Here is a 15,249-nt window from a genome sequence, read left to right on the forward strand (position 1 = left end):
CATGCGTGAGGGAGGCGCGCCGCTGATCGAGGTGAAGGACCTGGGCGTCCGGCTCAACACCAGCCGCGGTCCGGCGCAGGCCGTCCGCGGCGTCAGCTTTGCGCTTCGCCGCGGCGAGACGCTCGGGCTGGTCGGCGAATCCGGTTGCGGCAAGTCGGTCACGGCGCTGGCCCTGATGGGGTTGCTGCCCGACAGCGCCGTGATCAGCGGCAGCATCCGGCTGGAAGGCGCCGAGCTGGTTGGACTGCCGGATGCGGCCTATTGCAAGCTGCGCGGCAACCGCATCAGCATGATCTTCCAGGAGCCGATGACCGCGCTCAATCCGATGCACACGATCGGGCACCAGGTCGCCGAGCCGCTGCGGCGTCACACCGGTGTCTCGGCGGCGGAGGCGCGGCAGGAAGCCATTGCCTTGCTTGATCGCGTCGGGCTGCCGGATGCGGCGAAGCGCGTCGATGCCTATCCGCACCAGTTTTCCGGCGGCCAGCGCCAGCGCATCACGATCGCGATGGCGCTGGCCTGCCAGCCCGATGTGCTGGTCGCCGACGAGCCGACCACGGCACTCGACGTCACGATCCAGGGCCAGATCCTCGATCTGATCGCCGATCTCGTCGCGGAGCGCGGCATGTCGATGATCCTGATCTCGCACGATCTTGGCGTGATCGCCGAGAATGTCGAGCGCATGATGGTGATGTATGGCGGCACCGTCGTCGAAAGCGGCGCCACCGACGCCGTGTTCACGCGGATGGGCCATCCTTATACGCAGGGCCTGTTCCGCGCCCGGCCGCGGCTCGGCGCGCGCAAGGGGACGCGGCTCACGACCATCGCCGGGACCGTGCCGGAACTCGCTGACTTGCCCGCGGGCTGCACCTTCGCCGATCGCTGCGCGATCGTGGAAGCGCGTTGCCGCGCGGCGCTGCCGGCTGTCGTCGATGTGGGCGGAAGCCATGGCGTGCGCTGCATCAGGACCGACGTCTCGATGGCGGCCGGGGGCGTTGGCGCATGACCGTGCTCGATCAGCCTCAGCCCGCGCCCGCGACGCCGCTGCTCGAGGTGACGGATCTCGCGCAACGTTACACCCTGCCGCGCGAAAGCCTGTTCAAGCCCGCCGCGCAGGTCCACGCGCTCAATGGCGTCACGGCTCAGGTTATGCCGGGCAAGAGTCTCGGCGTCGTCGGCGAGTCAGGGTCGGGCAAATCGACCTTTGCGCGGCTGGTGATGGCACTGGAGCGGCCGACATCGGGCACGGTGTGTTTGCGGGGCCGCGACCTCAATCGGATGCCACCGGACGAACTGCGCCGCGCGCGCCGCGATTTCCAGATGGTGTTCCAGGATCCTTATGGCTCGCTCGATCCGCGGCAGACCATCGCGCGCATCGTGGCCGAGCCGCTGACGGCGCTCGGGCGGATCGATCGCGGCAGCCTGCGCGAGCGCGTCGCTGCGGTGCTGCGGCAGGTCGGACTGCGCGATGCCGACATGGACAAGTTTCCGCACGAATTCTCCGGCGGTCAGCGCCAGCGCATCGCGATTGCGCGCGCGCTGATCACCCAGCCGAAGCTGATCGTCGCTGACGAGCCGGTCTCGGCGCTCGACGTCTCGGTGCAGGCGCAGGTGCTCAACCTGATGCAGGATCTGCAGGACGAGTTCGGGTTGAGCTACATCCTGATCAGCCATGACCTCGCCGTGGTCGATCTGCTCTGCGACGAGATCGCGGTGATGTACCTCGGGCAGATCGTCGAGCAGGGGCGGCCCGCCGATCTGTTCGCCCACAGCGCCCATCCCTATACGCGCGCGCTGCTGGATGCGGTTCCGCGCGCCCGGGCCGGTGGTGTCCGCCGCCGCCGCGGCGCGCAGGCGATCGGCTCGCAGGCCTCGGCTGCGGCCGGCTGTCCCTACGCGCCGCGCTGCCCTCTCGCCGACCAGCATTGTCGCGAGGCCGCGCCTGCGCTACGCAGCGTGGGAGACGCCCATCTGGCGGCCTGCCATTACGCCGAAGCCGTGATGGCGCTGCCGCCGGTGGTCGCCGAGGCCGGTTAGTCTTTTCTGTAGGGTTGACCTAGGCTGGTGAAAGAGCACGTCCGGGGAGCAGACCAATGTTGAGGAAATTGTGCATCATCGCGGCCGCTGCCGCACTCGCCGCAGCGCCGCTGCCGAGCCTCGCGCAGGGCAAGAAGGACAGCGTCGTGATGGGCATGACGCTGGAGCCGCCGGGACTCGATCCCACCAACGCGGCGGCCGCAGCGATCGCCGAAGTCACGCTCTACAACGTCTATGAGACGCTGACCAAGATCAACGAGGACGGCTCGGTGTCGCCGTTGCTCGCCGAGAGCTGGCAGGCCTCGCCGGATCTCAAGACCTATACCTTCAAGCTTCGCAAGGGCGTCAAATTCCACAATGGCGAGCCGTTCGATTCCGCGGCGGTCAAGTTCACGTTCGACCGCGCCGCGGCGCCGACCTCGACCAACAAGGACAGGAGCCTGTACCAGGCCTTCACATCGGTGACGGCGCCCGACCCGGAGACCATCGTTGTCGCGTTGAAGTACGCCGAGCCGAACCTGCCGTTCCTGCTCGGTCAGGCATCGGGCTCGATCGTCGAGCCGAAGAGCGCGCCGACCGATGTGACGCAGCCGGTCGGCACCGGACCCTATACGCTCGGCAACTGGGCCAAGGGTTCGTCGATCACGCTGGTGAAATGGCCGGAGTATCGCAACGCTGCCGCGATCAAGCTTTCCAAGGTGACGATCCGCTTCATCGGCGATCCCGCCGCGCAGGTCGCGGCGCTGCTGTCGGGCGACGTCGACGCGTTCCCGCGGGTTGCGGCGGCGCGCAGCCTGGCGCAGTTCAAGGCCGATCCGCGCTTCAACGTGCTGATCGGCGGCTCGCGAACAAAAACCATCGTCGGCATCAACGAGCGCAAGAAGCCGCTCGACGACGTCCGCGTTCGCCGCGCCATCCTGGCGGCGATCGACCGCAAGGCGATGATCGACGGCGCGGTCGACGGCTTCGGCACGCCGATCGGCAGCTTCTACACGCCGGGATCGCTCGGCTATGTCGATACCACCGGCATCAATCCCTATGATCCGGAACTCGCCAAGAAGCTTTTGGCCGAGGCCGGCGTCAAGACGCCGCTCGAGCTCAGCCTCAAGCTGCCGCCGCCGTCCTACGCGCGGCAGGGCGGCGAGGTGCTCGCGGCCCAGCTCGCAAAAGTCGGCATCGTTGCCAAGATCGAGAACGTGGAATGGGCGCAGTGGCTGTCGCAGGTCTTCACCGGCCCGCACAATTACGACCTCACGATCGTCGCGCATGTCGAGCCGTTCGACCTCGTGAAGATGACCGAGCCGGATTATTATCTCGGTTACAAGTCCGAGGCGTTCAACGCGCTCTATCAGCAGATCATGGCGACGCCTGACGAAGCCGGCCGGGCAAAACTGCTTGGCGACGCGCAGCGGATGCTGGCAACCGATGCGGTCGCCGGCTTCCTGTTCCAGCCGCAATTGATCACCATCGCCAGCAAGAAGCTGAAGGGCGTATGGAAGGACGTGCCGCAGTTCGAGAATGATTTCTCGACTTGGGCTTGGGAGTAACTTGGAAGTAACCCGGCAGCAGGCGATCGCGCCGGCGGAGACCAATGGCCTCAGCCGGCGCCGCACCTCGCGCGCCGCCGTCGCTTGACGCTTAGTCTCATTTTGCGTGCTGCGTCTGCGAAGGCGCACGTGTCCGGCGATGCGCGAAGGCGCCGGAAGCCACCGATATTGCTCAGGTTGATGCAAGCCCGCGGTCGCAACACCTCGGGAGCGCGAACGCATCCAGTTGCGGTTTCGCATTGAGCGCATCGGTTGTCTTTGTGAACGACAGCGCTAACATGGAACCCGTCCATCGATACCTGTCGTTGTCTTTTTTGATTACCTATTGCGGCGCAACCAAGGGCCACCACGGTGTGCGCTCGCTATGGCGGCCAGGTCTCGAAGGGGAAGTAGCAAACATCATCCCTGATACTGCAACCAAGAAATAACGGGGGAGACTATGTACGTGAAAGGGCTTGCGGCATTCGCCGCAGCGGTCGGCGTTGGCCTGTTGTCCGGTGCCGCCATCGCACAAGAAGTCAAGCAGGAGAAGCAGTCGGTCCTGGGGAACGCCAATGTCCCTCCGGTGACCCAGGAGCAGCTCAACGTCGCCGACAAGAACGCCAAGGACTTCCTGCTCACCAACGGAAATTACGCCCAGACGCGGTTTTATCCGGGCAAGCAGATCAGCCGGGACAATGTGAAGAACCTGCACGTCGCCTGGATTTTCCAGACCGACGTCAAGGAGTCGCTCGAGACATCGCCGATCGTCGTGGACGGCGTGATGTATGTCACGACGTCGTTCAGCCATGTCTATGCGCTCGACGCCAAGACCGGCCAGCAGCTCTGGCACTATGCCCACAAGATGGGCCCGATCACGGTCTATTGCTGCGGTCCCAACAATCGCGGCGTCCAGGTGCTCGGCGACCGGGTCTATCTGGCGACGCTGGATTCCAAGCTGATGGCGCTGAACGCCAAGACCGGCGAGGTGGTCTGGACCACCAATATCGCCGATCCCGAGCTCGGTTACAGCGAGACGATGGCGCCGACCGTGGTCAAGGACAAGGTGCTGATCGGCACCAATGGCGGCGAATACGGCATCCGCGGTTTCGTGCGCGCCTATGACGCCAAGTCCGGCAAGCAGCTGTGGAATTTCAACACCATTCCGGAGAACTCCGTCGGCGTCTGGGCGACCAAGGACGCCACCGGCCGCGACATGCATCGCAATATCCAGGCCGAGAAGGACGTGCTCGCCAAGATCGGCGATCCCTATGCCAAGCTCGGCGGCGGCGTGTGGCAGAACCCGTCGGTCGATCTCGCGACCAACCGGATCTATTTCGTCGTCGGCAATCCGTCGCCCGACCTCGACGGCTCGAACCGGCCCGGCGACAACCTCTACACCAACTCGCTGGTCGCGCTCGATCTCGACACCGGCAAGTATGTCTGCCACTTCCAGTACATCGCCCACGACGTCTGGGACCTCGACGCGGTCAGCCCGACGGTGCTGGTCAACGTCAAGGACAAGGACGGCAAGACGATTCCCGGCGTCATTCATGCCGGCAAGACCGGGCACATCTATGTGCACGATCGCAAGGACTGCAGCCTGATCCGCTTCTCCGAGGCGATGGTGCCGCAGGAGAACATGTGGGTGCTGCCGACCAAGGAAGGCGCGCGCATGCTGCCGGGCGCCAATGGCGGCGTCGAATGGTCGCCGATCGCGACCGATCCGGGACAGGAGCTGGCCTACGCCATCAACCTGCACCAGCCGATGACCTACCACGTCGAAAGCTCGGCCTATCCGAACGGCAAGCTGTGGCTGGGCGGCGCCTTCAAGGTGATCCCGAGCGAGAAGCAGTCGGGCAACATCACCGCGGTGAACTACAACACCGGCAAGATCAAGTGGCAGGTCAAGACGCCCGAGCCGATGATCGGCGGCATCCTCGCCACGGCCGGCGGCCTGGTGTTCACCGGCGAAGGCAACGGCAAGTTCGCGGCCTATAATTCGTCGAGCGGCAAGGAGCTGTGGAGCTTCCGCGCCGGTGCCGGCGTCAACGCGCCGCCGTCGAGCTACATGATCGGCGGCAAGCAATATGTCGTGGTCGGTGCCGGTGGCAACGTCCAGCTCGATTTCAAGCGCGGCAACAACATCATCGCCTTCACGCTCGACTGAGCCGGGGCGGGATGCATCATCGCGCGTGCAAGCATTGACGGCGAGGCGGGACCGGTCCGGTCCCGCCTCGGTTTTGTTTGGATGAAAGCTCTAACCGCGTCATTGCGAGCGAAGCGAAGCAATCCATCGTGCCGCGTCTGCTGACGCATGGATTGCTTCGTCGCTTCAGCGCAAAATTGCCTCGCAATTTTGTCGCGAGCTCCTCGCAATGACGGAGGTAGATGGTAACGGCGCCTCGGGATAAGCGGATGCTTGGTAAATTATTGATTTGCGCCGCGCTGCTGCTGATTGGGGCCCAAGCGCGCGCGGAGACGATCGAGGAGAAGGTGCAGGTCTGCACCGGTTGCCACGGCGAGGACGGCAAGCCCGTCGACAAGACCATTCCGACGATCTGGGGCCAGCAGGCCGGCTATCTCTACATCCAGCTCCGCGATTTCAAGCGCGGCGATCGCAAGAGCGAGATCATGCAGCCGATCGCGACCCAGTTCGAGCGCGACGACATGCTGGCGATCGCGGAATATTTTTCGCAGAAGCCATGGCCTGACCTCGGCCAGCCGAGCGCGCCCAAGGACGTCGCAGCGAAGGCGCTCAGCGCCAGCGCTTCGGTCGGTTGCCCGGCCTGCCATCTCGATCGCTTCCAGGGCGACGGCACGGTGCCGCGGCTTGCCGGCATGGGGCGCGACTACCTCGCGAAAACCATCGCCGATTTCCGCACCCGCGCGCGCGGCAACAATCCCGGCATGTCCGATCTGATGCTGGCGACGTCGCCCGACGACCTCGCCGCGCTGGTGGACTATCTGGCGGGGCTGTGAGCGGCAGGCAGGTTGACCTCCACGCGAGCGCAGGGCTGCCGCATGTGCGTTTTTGGCGGTCGAGGTCGGGCGTCGGCGCCCGACCCCGTTCTGTACGTCTGCGCGCCAAGTTGTGGTTGCCGGCGTAGAGCCGATCAGTTCGGTCGAGACCCGGACACCACGCCTGGAACAGGAAAGGCTCGGCACATCTCGATGCACTCCGACCTGAGACGCGCGAGGACCGCATCGTCTCCGTTCGCCTGCAGAGCCCCTGCAATGAACTCGCCGATACGGCGCATTTCGGAATCTCCCATGCCACGTGTGGTCGCTGCCGGCGTCCCAAGGCGAACACCGCTTGGCCTGAGCGGCGGGCGCGGATCGTCTGGAATAACCTGCTTGTTTGTGGTGATCGCGATGGCATCGAGCACGTCCTCGGCTGCTCGCCCATCCATTCCGACGGACGCGACGGTATCGACGACCAGCATGTGATTGTCGGTCCCGTCCGTGACCAGCTTCATCCCGCGTTCCATCAGCGCGCCGGCAAGAACCTTCGCGTTGTGCAGAACCTGCCGCGCGTAAACCTGGAAGTCCGAGGTCGCCGCCTTCTTGAGCGTCACGGCAATCCCGGCCACAACGTTCATGTGAGGTCCGCCCTGCAAACCTGGAAAGACGGAAGCATCGATCCGACCGGCATTCTCCTTTCGGCACAGGATGATCCCGCCGCGGGGGCCGCGCAGTGTCTTGTGGGATGTCGTCGTCATGACGTCGAAGCCGGCATCAAGCGGATTGCGCATGACATTCGCGGCAACCAATCCGCCGTAATGGCTCACGTCAGCCATCGTGAGCGCGCCAACGTCGTCGGCGATATTCTTGAACGCCGCATAGTCCAGGTCGCGCGGATAGGAGCTGTAGCCGCACAACACCATCTTCGGACGCGCTTCACGCGCAATCGCGCGCAATTCATCGAAATCGATCGCGCCGTTTGACGGGGCCGTCTTGTAGCGAACGAAGTTGAACAAGCGCCCCATGTGGGACACCGGCGCGCCGTGGGTGAGATGACCGCCGTGGGACAGGTCCATCGCGAGAATCGTGTCGCCGGGCTGCAATAGGCCGAGATAGACGGCCTGATTCATCGGTGATCCGGAAAGCGGCTGAACGTTGGCGTGCTCGGCACGAAAAAGCGAGCAGGCCCGCTGGCGTGCGAGGTTCTCGACGTCGTCCGTATACTGCTGGCCGCCGTAGTATCTGCGTCCCGGATATCCCTCGGAGTATTTATTGGTGAAGACCGATCCGAGCAGCTCAAGCACCTCCGGGTAGGTGTAATTCTCGGACGGAATAAGTTCGACGCCGTCCTGTTGACGGCGCTCTTCCCCTATAAGGGCAGCAGCGATCTCTTGATCGTTGATAGACAGTTCGTTGCGAAATGACGGCATGATCGGGCTCCTCAACACGCTGTTTTCCAGCAGATTGGTGCCCAGGCGATCGGCGTCGGAACCCTTCGCGCTTCCCCGTGGTCTATTCCACGTTAGCTCGCCAGTCGCGCGATAGGACGAATGAGCACGGAGACTCTTCGTGGAGGAGAATTTAGCCGACCTGCGGACCTTCCGCAACTCATGAGTCCATCGCGTCAATGCTTCAGCGCCGCGTCAGCTCCTCGCGCAGCGCGGACAGGATGGTGAGATCGGCGGCGTGCTTGCCGGCCTTGTCGGCCAGTGCCGCATCGGCGCCGTGGGCCAGCAGTGTTTTCGCGATGGCCGGATGGTTGCCCTCGGCGGCGATCATCAGCGCCGTGCGTCCGCGCGCGTCGCGTTCGTCGACCCTGGCGCCTGCGTCCAGCAGATGCGCGACGACCTCGAGCGCCTGCGCCTCCGGCACGGTCTCATCCGGTCCGGCCGCCCACATCAGCAGCGTGAGATCGTTGGCGTAGCGCGCGTTGACGTCGATATCGAGCGCGAGCAGCTGCTTGACGATGCCGAGCTGACCGCCGGCGGCCGCATACACGACCGGCGGCTTGCCGGTGTCGTCGGCCTTGCGGGCGTCGGCGCCGTGCGCCAGCAGCATGCGCACCACCGTATCCCGGCCGGCGTAGGCGGCGGCCGCAACCGCCGATGCACCACTGCGTCCGGTGAGATTGACGTCGGCGCCGCGATCGATCAGGCGCTGCACGATCGCGACATGGCCGCGCTCGGCGGCAAGATACAGCGCGGTCGATCCCGCGAGGTTGCGGGCATCGACCGGCGCGCCGCGCGCCAGCAGCAGGTCGACCATGTCGAGATGGCCGGAGCGGGCGGCGTGGCTCAGCGGCCTTGCGCCGAGCCGGTCCCGCGCATCGATCGAGGCGCCGCCATCGAGCAGCGCGGTGGCGAGATTGATGCAATCGGCATTGGCCGCCGCGAACAGGGTCAGCGAGATCTCGACCGCGCTGAGCTGCGCCTTGTCGGTTTCGTATTTGCGGATCAGCTCGCGGCAGCGTGCCGGATCGGCCGCAGCGAGGCTGCTGTGGATACTGCCGGCAACCAACAGCGCGGCGAGGGCGATGCGGCGATACAAGACGTGTCCTCCGTATGGCCTGCTATCAGCATCGCCATTCGGATTGAGCGTCGCATGATCCTTGGTTGCTGCCAAGCCGCGCAGCGATTTTCAAGCCGCGCAGGGATGTCGCGCCGCGCAACGCCGTTGTGCCGCGCGGCGTTGTGCGGCTCTAGCCGGTCTGTCCGGTGCTCGCATTGGCAACGGCGCGCGCGACATTGGCGATCACCTCGTTGCACTTCTCCATCGGCGCGCTTGCGCCGGTCAGGTAGACCGTCACCACGATCGGCTTGCGGCCGGGCGGCCAGAACACCCCGATATCGTTATAGGTGCCGCGCTCGCCGGTGCCGGTCTTGTCGCCAACCCGCCAGTCGCGCGGCACGCCGGCGCGCAGCCTCGTGTCGCCGGTCTTGTTGGCGACCATCCAGTCCACCAGCTTCTGGCGCGAGGCAGCCTGCAGAACATCGCCGATCACCACGCGCTGCAGATTCTTCAGCATCGCGACGGGGCTCGTCGTGTCGCGCGGATCGCCTGATACGCCCTCGTTCAGCGCTAGCTCCCAGCGGTCGAGCCGGCTGACATTGTCGCCGATGGTGCGGAAGAAGCCGGTCAAGCCGGCCGGCCCGCCAATCTCGCGAAGGATCATATTGCCCGCGGTGTTGTCGCTCCGCGTGATGGCGGCCTCGCAGATTTCGGCCAGCGTCATGCCCGACGCGACATGCTCCTTGGTGACGGGCGAATTGGCCAAGATATCCTTGGCCTCGAACCGCACGCGCTGGTCGAGGCTGGATTCGCCGCGGTCGACCCGATGCAGCACCGCGGCCGACGCCAGCGCCTTGAAGGTGCTGCACATCGGGAACCGCTCGTCGCCGCGCAGGCTCGCGCGCAATCCGGTCTCCATGTCGAGCGCGGCGACGCCGAGTCGGCCGCTGGTCGCCAGCTCAATGCGTGCAAACTCCTCCTGCAGCCGCTTTGCCGGCTCGCCTGGTCCCGCCGCTGCGCTCTGTCCTGCCGCGGCGCTCTGTCCTGCCGCGGCGCCTGGCCGCGGCAAAGTGCAGGAAACCGCAAGGCCCAGCGCGCGCAATCCAAATGTCCGTCTCGTCAGCATCTCTCGTCTCCGTTGGCGGCGCGAACCTGCCGGGCGGCGTGACGGAGCACAAACAATCATTTATACAACGAGGCATGAGGAAAACTTGGTCATGACGCCGTGCGCCGGCATCTCCCGCTGAACGCGTTGCGCGCCTTCGAGGCGTCCGCGCGGCTGTTGAGCTTCACCCGCGCGGGCCTGGAACTGCGCGTGACGCAGACCGCGATCAGCCACCAGGTCAAGCAGCTCGAGGAGCTGCTGGGCGCAAGCCTGTTCCGCCGCCTGCCGCGCGGGCTGGTGCTCACCGACGAGGGACTGGCGCTGTTGCCGGTGCTGACCGACGCGCTCGACCGGATCGGGGCTGCGATCGACCGCATCGAGGCCAAGGGCACGCACGAGGTCGTCACCGTCGGCTGCGTCACGACGTTTGCGACCGGATGGCTGCTGCAGCGGGTCGATCGCTTCAAGCGCGCGCATCCCTATATCGACCTGCGCCTACTCACCAACAACAACCGCGTCGACATCGCGGGCGACGGGCTCGATCTCGCGCTGCGCTTCGGCGACGGCTCCTGGCACGGCACCGAGGCGATCCATCTGCTGTCCGCGCCGCTCTCGCCGGTGTGCTGTGCTGACGTGGCGGGCCGGCTGCGCAAGCCGTCGGATCTCGCGCAGGAGTTCCTGCTGCGCTCCTACCGCGCCGAGGAATGGCCGTTGTGGTTTGCGGTGGCCGGTGCGCCGTGCCCGAAAATCCAGGGACCGATCTTCGACAGTTCGGTCGCGATGGCCGAGGCCGCGGCGCGCGGCGTCGGCGTCGGGCTGGTGCCGACAGCGATGTTTGGCAATGAGCTGGCGTCCGGCCGGCTGGTGCGGCCGTTCGCGGCCGAAGTCCCGGCGGGGTCCTATTGGCTGACCTGGCTGAAGTCGCGGGAAGTGACGCCGGGCATGCGCGCCTTCCGCGACTGGTTGCTCGATACGCTACGGACGGAGGCGAGTGAGAGCGAGGGGAGGGCGGACCCGCCTGCCTCACCGCATAGAGCAGGCGTTGAAACCAAAGCAAAGGCCAAGGCGAAGGCCGTGAAGAGGCAACGGCGCTAATCGTCGCGCAATGCTCTCTACACCGTCATCCTGAGGAGCCGCGAAGCGGCGTCTCGAAGGATGTACGGCCCGGCTGGTGGCCGTCGACCCTTCGAGACGCGCTACGCGCTCCTCAGGGTGACGGTCCGGGAGCAGCGTGCGCTGCGGAGCATCCGCCCCTACGCCAGATGGCAGGCCACAGAGTGCCCGTTGCTGCCTTCGCGCAGCTCCGGCGCGGTCTGCCGGCAACGCTCTTCGGCGATCGGGCAGCGGGTGTGGAAGTGGCAGCCTTTCGGCGGGTTCATCGGGCTCGGCACGTCGCCCTTCAGTCGGATGCGCAGCTTTTTCGCCTTGGGGTCCGCGACCGGCACCGCCGAAAGTAGCGCCTTGGTGTAGGGATGCTGCGGGTTGCGGTAGAGATCGCTGGCCTTGGCAAGCTCGACGATGCGGCCGAGATACATCACCGCGACGCGGTCGGAGATGTGCTCGACGACCGAGAGATCGTGGGCCACGAACAGATAGGTGAGGTTCAGCTCGGCCTGCAGATCCTCCAGCAGGTTGATGACCTGGGCCTGGATCGAGACGTCGAGCGCCGAGACCGGCTCGTCGCACACGATCAGCTTCGGCTCCAAGGTCAGTGCGCGGGCAATCGCGATGCGCTGGCGCTGGCCGCCGGAGAATTCATGCGGATAGCGCCGCATGTGTTCGGCCTTCAGCCCGACCTTGACCAGAAGGCGCGCGACGCGGTCCTCGCGCTCGCTGGCCGAGGTCACGAGGTTATGAATGATGAACGGCTCGGCGAGGATCGCGCCGACCGTCATGCGCGGATTGAGCGAGGCGAACGGGTCCTGGAAGACGAGCTGCATGTTGCGCCGCATGGCGCGCAGGTCGCCGCCGCCGAGCCCGATCACGTTCTGGCCGTCGAACACGACTTCGCCCGAGGTCGGCTCGATCAGCCGCAAGACGCAACGCCCGGTGGTCGACTTGCCGCAACCGGATTCGCCGACCAGCCCCAGCGTCTCGCCGCGGTTGACCGCAAACGACACGCCATCGACCGCATAGACCTGCCCGACCTCGCGCGACAACAGGCCGCCGAGCACCGGAAAGTGCTTCTTCAGATTGCTGACGCGCAGCAGCGGCTCGCTCATGACGCGTCTCCGAGGTGGCAGGCCATGCGATGGCCGGGCGCGATCTCGCGCAGCCGCGGCTCCCGGTCGGTGCAGATGCTCATGGCGTGTTTGCAGCGGGAAGCAAACCGGCAGCCGGGCGGCGGGTTGATCAGGATCGGCACCGAGCCGCCGATCGCTTCCAGCCGGGTCTTGTGCTCGGCGTCGAGATCGATGCGCGGGATCGAGCGGATCAGGCCCTGGGTGTAGGGATGGCTCGGATTGCCGAACAATTCGTCGACCGGTGCCTCTTCCACCACCTTGCCGGCATACATCACGACGACGCGCTGCGCAGTCTCCGCGACCACGCCCATCGCGTGCGTGATCAGCATCACCGCCATGCCGAGGCGCTCCTTCATGTCCTGCAGCAGGTCGAGGATCTGCGCCTGGATGGTGACGTCGAGCGCGGTGGTCGGCTCATCCGCGATCACGAGCTTGGGCCGGCAGGCCAGCGCCATCGCGATCATCACGCGCTGGCGCATGCCGCCGGAGAACTGGTGCGGATAGTGATGCACGCGGCCCGCGGCGTTGGGGATCTGCACCAGCTGCAGCATCTCGATGGTGCGCTCGAGCGCCTGCTTCCTGGTCACCGCCTCGTGGCGGCGCAGGCTCTCGGCGATCTGCTCGCCGATGGTCAGCACTGGATTGAGCGAGGTCATCGGCTCCTGGAAGATGAAGCCGATCTCCTTGGCCCTGATCTCGTCGAGCTGATGGCTGGTCAGCGGCGCCAGATCGCGGCCCTCGAACATGATCTCGCCTGCGACGATCTTGCCCGGCGGCATCGCGATCAGCTTCAGGATCGACATCGCCGTGACGGTCTTGCCGCAGCCGGATTCGCCGACCACGCAGAGCGTCTCGCCGCGGTTGATGCTGATGTCGACGCCGTCGACCGCCTGGACGATGCCGTCGTCGGTGGTGAAATGGGTTTTCAGGCCCTTGATGTCGAGCAGCGCCATCAGATCACCTTGCGCGCATCGAGCGCGTCGCGCAGCCCGTCGCCGATGAAGTTGATGGCGACGACCGCGATGAAGATCGCGCCGCCCGGAAACAGCGCCCAGTGCGGGCCGATGTCGAGGAAGTCCTTGGCGTCATAGAGGATGCGGCCCCAGGTCGGCGTATCCGGCGGAAAGCCGAGGCCGAGGAACGAGAGCGTCGATTCGGCGATGATCGCGGCGGCGACGTCGATCGTGCCGGCGATGATCACGGGTCCCAGTGCATTGGGCAGGATGTGGCGCACCACTTGCCGCGTCGGGCTCGCGCCGAGCGCACGCGCCGCCTCGACGAATTCCTTTTCGCGCAGCGACAGGAACTGGGCGCGCACCAGGCGCGCGACCGGCATCCAGCGCAGGCCGCCGATCACCAGCACGATCAGGATGAAGATGCCGCCCTCGGGGCCGAACGCGGCCTTCAGCCCGTCGCGGAACAGATAGATCAGCATCAAGAGCAGCGGCAGCTGCGGCAGCGACAAGAACAGGTCGGTCAGCCACATCAGCGCGTAGCCGAGCGGGCCGCGCGACATGCCGGCGAGCGCGCCGATCAGCGTGCCGACGAACACCGAGACCAGCATCGCGGCGAGGCCGACCGCGAGCGAGATGCGGCCGCCATAGATCATGCGGGCGAGCAGGTCCTGGCCGAGATCGTCGGTGCCGAACGGATGCGCCAGCGAGGGCCCTTGCATGCCCGCCACGACGTCGATGTCGCTGATCGAGACCCGCCAGACGAACGGCCCGATCACGACGGCCGCGATCAGCAGCAGCAGCAGCACGGCACTGACCACGGCGGCCTTGTGCCGGCGGTAGCGCCGCCAGGTTTCGCGCCAGGGCGAGTAGCCGCGCCGCTCAGCGGAAGGAGATGCGAGGGTCAAGCCAGCCATAGAGCACATCTGCTATCAGGTTGAAGAGCACCACGAGACACGCGAACACGAAGGTCACGGCCATCACGACCGGCGTATCATTGGCGAGGATGGAGGAAATCAAGAGCGAGCCGATGCCGGGTATCCGGAAGATCTGCTCGGTGACGATGGCGCCGCCGAACACCGCAGGCATCTGGAGTGCGATCAGCGTGACGACCGGGATCATCGCGTTGCGCATCACATGCTTGACGATCACCTTGGCCTGCCCGAGCCCCTTGGCGCGGGCGGTGGTGACATAGTCGAGCCGGATCACGTCGAGCATCGCCGAGCGCACGAAACGGGTCATCGACGCCGCCTGGAACAGGGCGAGCACCATCACCGGCATGATCGCCTGCCGGATCATCTCCAGCACCCAGGGGATGCCGCTTCCCTGCACATCGGTGTAGACGAAGGGCAGCCAGTCCAGCTTCACCGAGAACACCAGGATGAACAGGATGCCGGTGAAGAAGGTCGGCAGCGAGAAGCCGATGAAGGCGAAGGTGTTGGCGAGCTGGTCGAACAGCGAATAGGGCCGGGTGGCGGCATAGACGCCGACCGGGATCGCGATCAGCAGCGCCAGCAGCTGCGCCGAGCCGATCACGTACAGCGTGGTCGGCAGCCGCTGCAGGATCAGCGTGTCGACATTGATCCGGCTGACAAAGGAGAAGCCCCAGTCGCCCTGCGCCATCGCCGATAGCCAGTGCACGTAGCGCAGATAGATCGGGTCGTCGAGGCCGAACTTGGCGCGCAGCGCGGCCTGCACCTCGGGCGGCACGTTCGGATTGGTCGCGAGCTCGCTGAACGGATCGCCCGGCGCGAGCGCCAGCACAACGAACAGCACAAGCGAGATTCCGAGCAGACTCGGGATCGCGATCATCAGACGGCGCAGGATATACTGACTCATCGAGAGATCATCTAACTAACGCTCGCACCTTGAGCACGTTGACCTTGCTTCCAGTCGAAAGGCGAGCTTCACCT

Annotated in this window: 13 protein-coding genes and 1 riboswitch; of the genes, 6 read left to right on the top strand and 7 right to left on the bottom strand. The window is 65.7% G+C overall.

The window, feature by feature from the left end; genetic code table 11:
* The first annotated feature begins 1 nt into the window (after window position 1).
* The 5 genes from ACOIX3_RS07735 (at window position 2) to ACOIX3_RS07755 (ending at window position 6,545) form a co-directional block, all read left to right on the top strand.
* Complete coding sequence (locus ACOIX3_RS07735; RefSeq protein WP_420969154.1) at window positions 2-1,006, top strand: ABC transporter ATP-binding protein; 1,005 nt, start codon at window positions 2-4, stop codon at window positions 1,004-1,006.
* On the top strand, window positions 1,003-2,037 hold the full coding sequence (locus ACOIX3_RS07740) for an ABC transporter ATP-binding protein (protein WP_420969155.1): 1,035 nt from the start codon (window positions 1,003-1,005) through the stop codon (window positions 2,035-2,037). Before ACOIX3_RS07735 ends, ACOIX3_RS07740 begins: the two co-directional genes overlap by 4 nt.
* 56 nt (window positions 2,038-2,093) lie before the next feature.
* Window positions 2,094-3,584, top strand: a complete 1,491-nt coding sequence (locus tag ACOIX3_RS07745) for an ABC transporter substrate-binding protein (RefSeq protein WP_420969156.1) — start codon at window positions 2,094-2,096, stop codon at window positions 3,582-3,584.
* Between the two features lie 439 nt (window positions 3,585-4,023).
* A complete protein-coding gene (locus ACOIX3_RS07750) occupies window positions 4,024-5,733 on the top strand; it encodes a pyrroloquinoline quinone-dependent dehydrogenase (protein ID WP_420969157.1) in 1,710 nt (569 codons plus the stop codon).
* A gap of 248 nt (window positions 5,734-5,981) precedes the next feature.
* Window positions 5,982-6,545: a c-type cytochrome gene (locus ACOIX3_RS07755; protein ID WP_420969158.1), complete on the top strand. Its 564-nt coding sequence runs from the start codon at window positions 5,982-5,984 to the stop codon at window positions 6,543-6,545.
* Between the two features lie 134 nt (window positions 6,546-6,679).
* Here ACOIX3_RS07755 and glyA read toward each other — a convergent pair whose 3' ends face one another.
* The 3 genes from glyA to bla form a co-directional block, all read right to left on the bottom strand.
* Window positions 6,680-7,957, bottom strand: coding sequence for a serine hydroxymethyltransferase (gene glyA / locus ACOIX3_RS07760; RefSeq protein WP_420969159.1), 1,278 nt, complete (start codon window positions 7,955-7,957; stop codon window positions 6,680-6,682).
* A 32-nt stretch (window positions 7,958-7,989) separates the two neighbouring features.
* Window positions 7,990-8,075: riboswitch (ZMP/ZTP riboswitch) on the bottom strand.
* A gap of 84 nt (window positions 8,076-8,159) precedes the next feature.
* Window positions 8,160-9,074, bottom strand: coding sequence for an ankyrin repeat domain-containing protein (locus ACOIX3_RS07765; protein ID WP_420969160.1), 915 nt, complete (start codon window positions 9,072-9,074; stop codon window positions 8,160-8,162).
* Between the two features lie 151 nt (window positions 9,075-9,225).
* Window positions 9,226-10,161 (bottom strand): class A beta-lactamase, encoded by a 936-nt coding sequence (gene bla / locus ACOIX3_RS07770; protein ID WP_420969161.1) that lies wholly within the window; start codon window positions 10,159-10,161, stop codon window positions 9,226-9,228.
* A gap of 99 nt (window positions 10,162-10,260) precedes the next feature.
* Between bla and ACOIX3_RS07775 the strand changes: the two genes are divergently transcribed.
* Complete coding sequence (locus ACOIX3_RS07775; RefSeq protein WP_420969162.1) at window positions 10,261-11,235, top strand: LysR substrate-binding domain-containing protein; 975 nt, start codon at window positions 10,261-10,263, stop codon at window positions 11,233-11,235.
* 158 nt (window positions 11,236-11,393) lie between these two features.
* Here ACOIX3_RS07775 and ACOIX3_RS07780 read toward each other — a convergent pair whose 3' ends face one another.
* From ACOIX3_RS07780 to ACOIX3_RS07795, 4 genes are read right to left on the bottom strand one after another with little or no spacing between them, the layout of a single operon-like run.
* Window positions 11,394-12,362: a dipeptide ABC transporter ATP-binding protein gene (locus tag ACOIX3_RS07780; RefSeq protein WP_342709510.1), complete on the bottom strand. Its 969-nt coding sequence runs from the start codon at window positions 12,360-12,362 to the stop codon at window positions 11,394-11,396.
* A complete protein-coding gene (locus tag ACOIX3_RS07785) occupies window positions 12,359-13,339 on the bottom strand; it encodes an ABC transporter ATP-binding protein (protein WP_420971681.1) in 981 nt (326 codons plus the stop codon). Before ACOIX3_RS07785 ends, ACOIX3_RS07780 begins: the two co-directional genes overlap by 4 nt.
* Window positions 13,336-14,253 (bottom strand): ABC transporter permease, encoded by a 918-nt coding sequence (locus ACOIX3_RS07790; RefSeq protein ID WP_420969163.1) that lies wholly within the window; start codon window positions 14,251-14,253, stop codon window positions 13,336-13,338. Before ACOIX3_RS07790 ends, ACOIX3_RS07785 begins: the two co-directional genes overlap by 4 nt.
* The gene (locus ACOIX3_RS07795) at window positions 14,219-15,175 is read right to left on the bottom strand and encodes an ABC transporter permease (protein ID WP_420969164.1); all 957 of its coding nucleotides are present in this window, start codon (window positions 15,173-15,175) and stop codon (window positions 14,219-14,221) included. Before ACOIX3_RS07795 ends, ACOIX3_RS07790 begins: the two co-directional genes overlap by 35 nt.
* Window positions 15,176-15,249 lie beyond the last annotated feature (74 nt).

This window comes from Bradyrhizobium sp. B120, assembly GCF_049075665.1.
Classification (GTDB): domain Bacteria; phylum Pseudomonadota; class Alphaproteobacteria; order Rhizobiales; family Xanthobacteraceae; genus Bradyrhizobium.

Excerpts from the sequence above, each read along its gene's own strand:
- ACOIX3_RS07735 (WP_420969154.1), top strand. The coding sequence starts at position 2 with ATGCGTGAGGGAGGCGCGCCGCTGATCGAGGTGAAGGACCTGGGCGTC.
- ACOIX3_RS07740 (WP_420969155.1), top strand. The coding sequence starts at position 1,003 with ATGACCGTGCTCGATCAGCCTCAGCCCGCGCCCGCGACGCCGCTGCTC.
- ACOIX3_RS07745 (WP_420969156.1), top strand. The coding sequence starts at position 2,094 with ATGTTGAGGAAATTGTGCATCATCGCGGCCGCTGCCGCACTCGCCGCA.
- ACOIX3_RS07750 (WP_420969157.1), top strand. The coding sequence starts at position 4,024 with ATGTACGTGAAAGGGCTTGCGGCATTCGCCGCAGCGGTCGGCGTTGGC.
- ACOIX3_RS07755 (WP_420969158.1), top strand. The coding sequence starts at position 5,982 with ATGCTTGGTAAATTATTGATTTGCGCCGCGCTGCTGCTGATTGGGGCC.
- glyA (WP_420969159.1), bottom strand. The coding sequence starts at position 7,957 with ATGCCGTCATTTCGCAACGAACTGTCTATCAACGATCAAGAGATCGCT.
- bla (WP_420969161.1), bottom strand. The coding sequence starts at position 10,161 with ATGCTGACGAGACGGACATTTGGATTGCGCGCGCTGGGCCTTGCGGTT.
- ACOIX3_RS07780 (WP_342709510.1), bottom strand. The coding sequence starts at position 12,362 with ATGAGCGAGCCGCTGCTGCGCGTCAGCAATCTGAAGAAGCACTTTCCG.
- ACOIX3_RS07790 (WP_420969163.1), bottom strand. The coding sequence starts at position 14,253 with ATGGCTGGCTTGACCCTCGCATCTCCTTCCGCTGAGCGGCGCGGCTAC.
- ACOIX3_RS07795 (WP_420969164.1), bottom strand. The coding sequence starts at position 15,175 with ATGAGTCAGTATATCCTGCGCCGTCTGATGATCGCGATCCCGAGTCTG.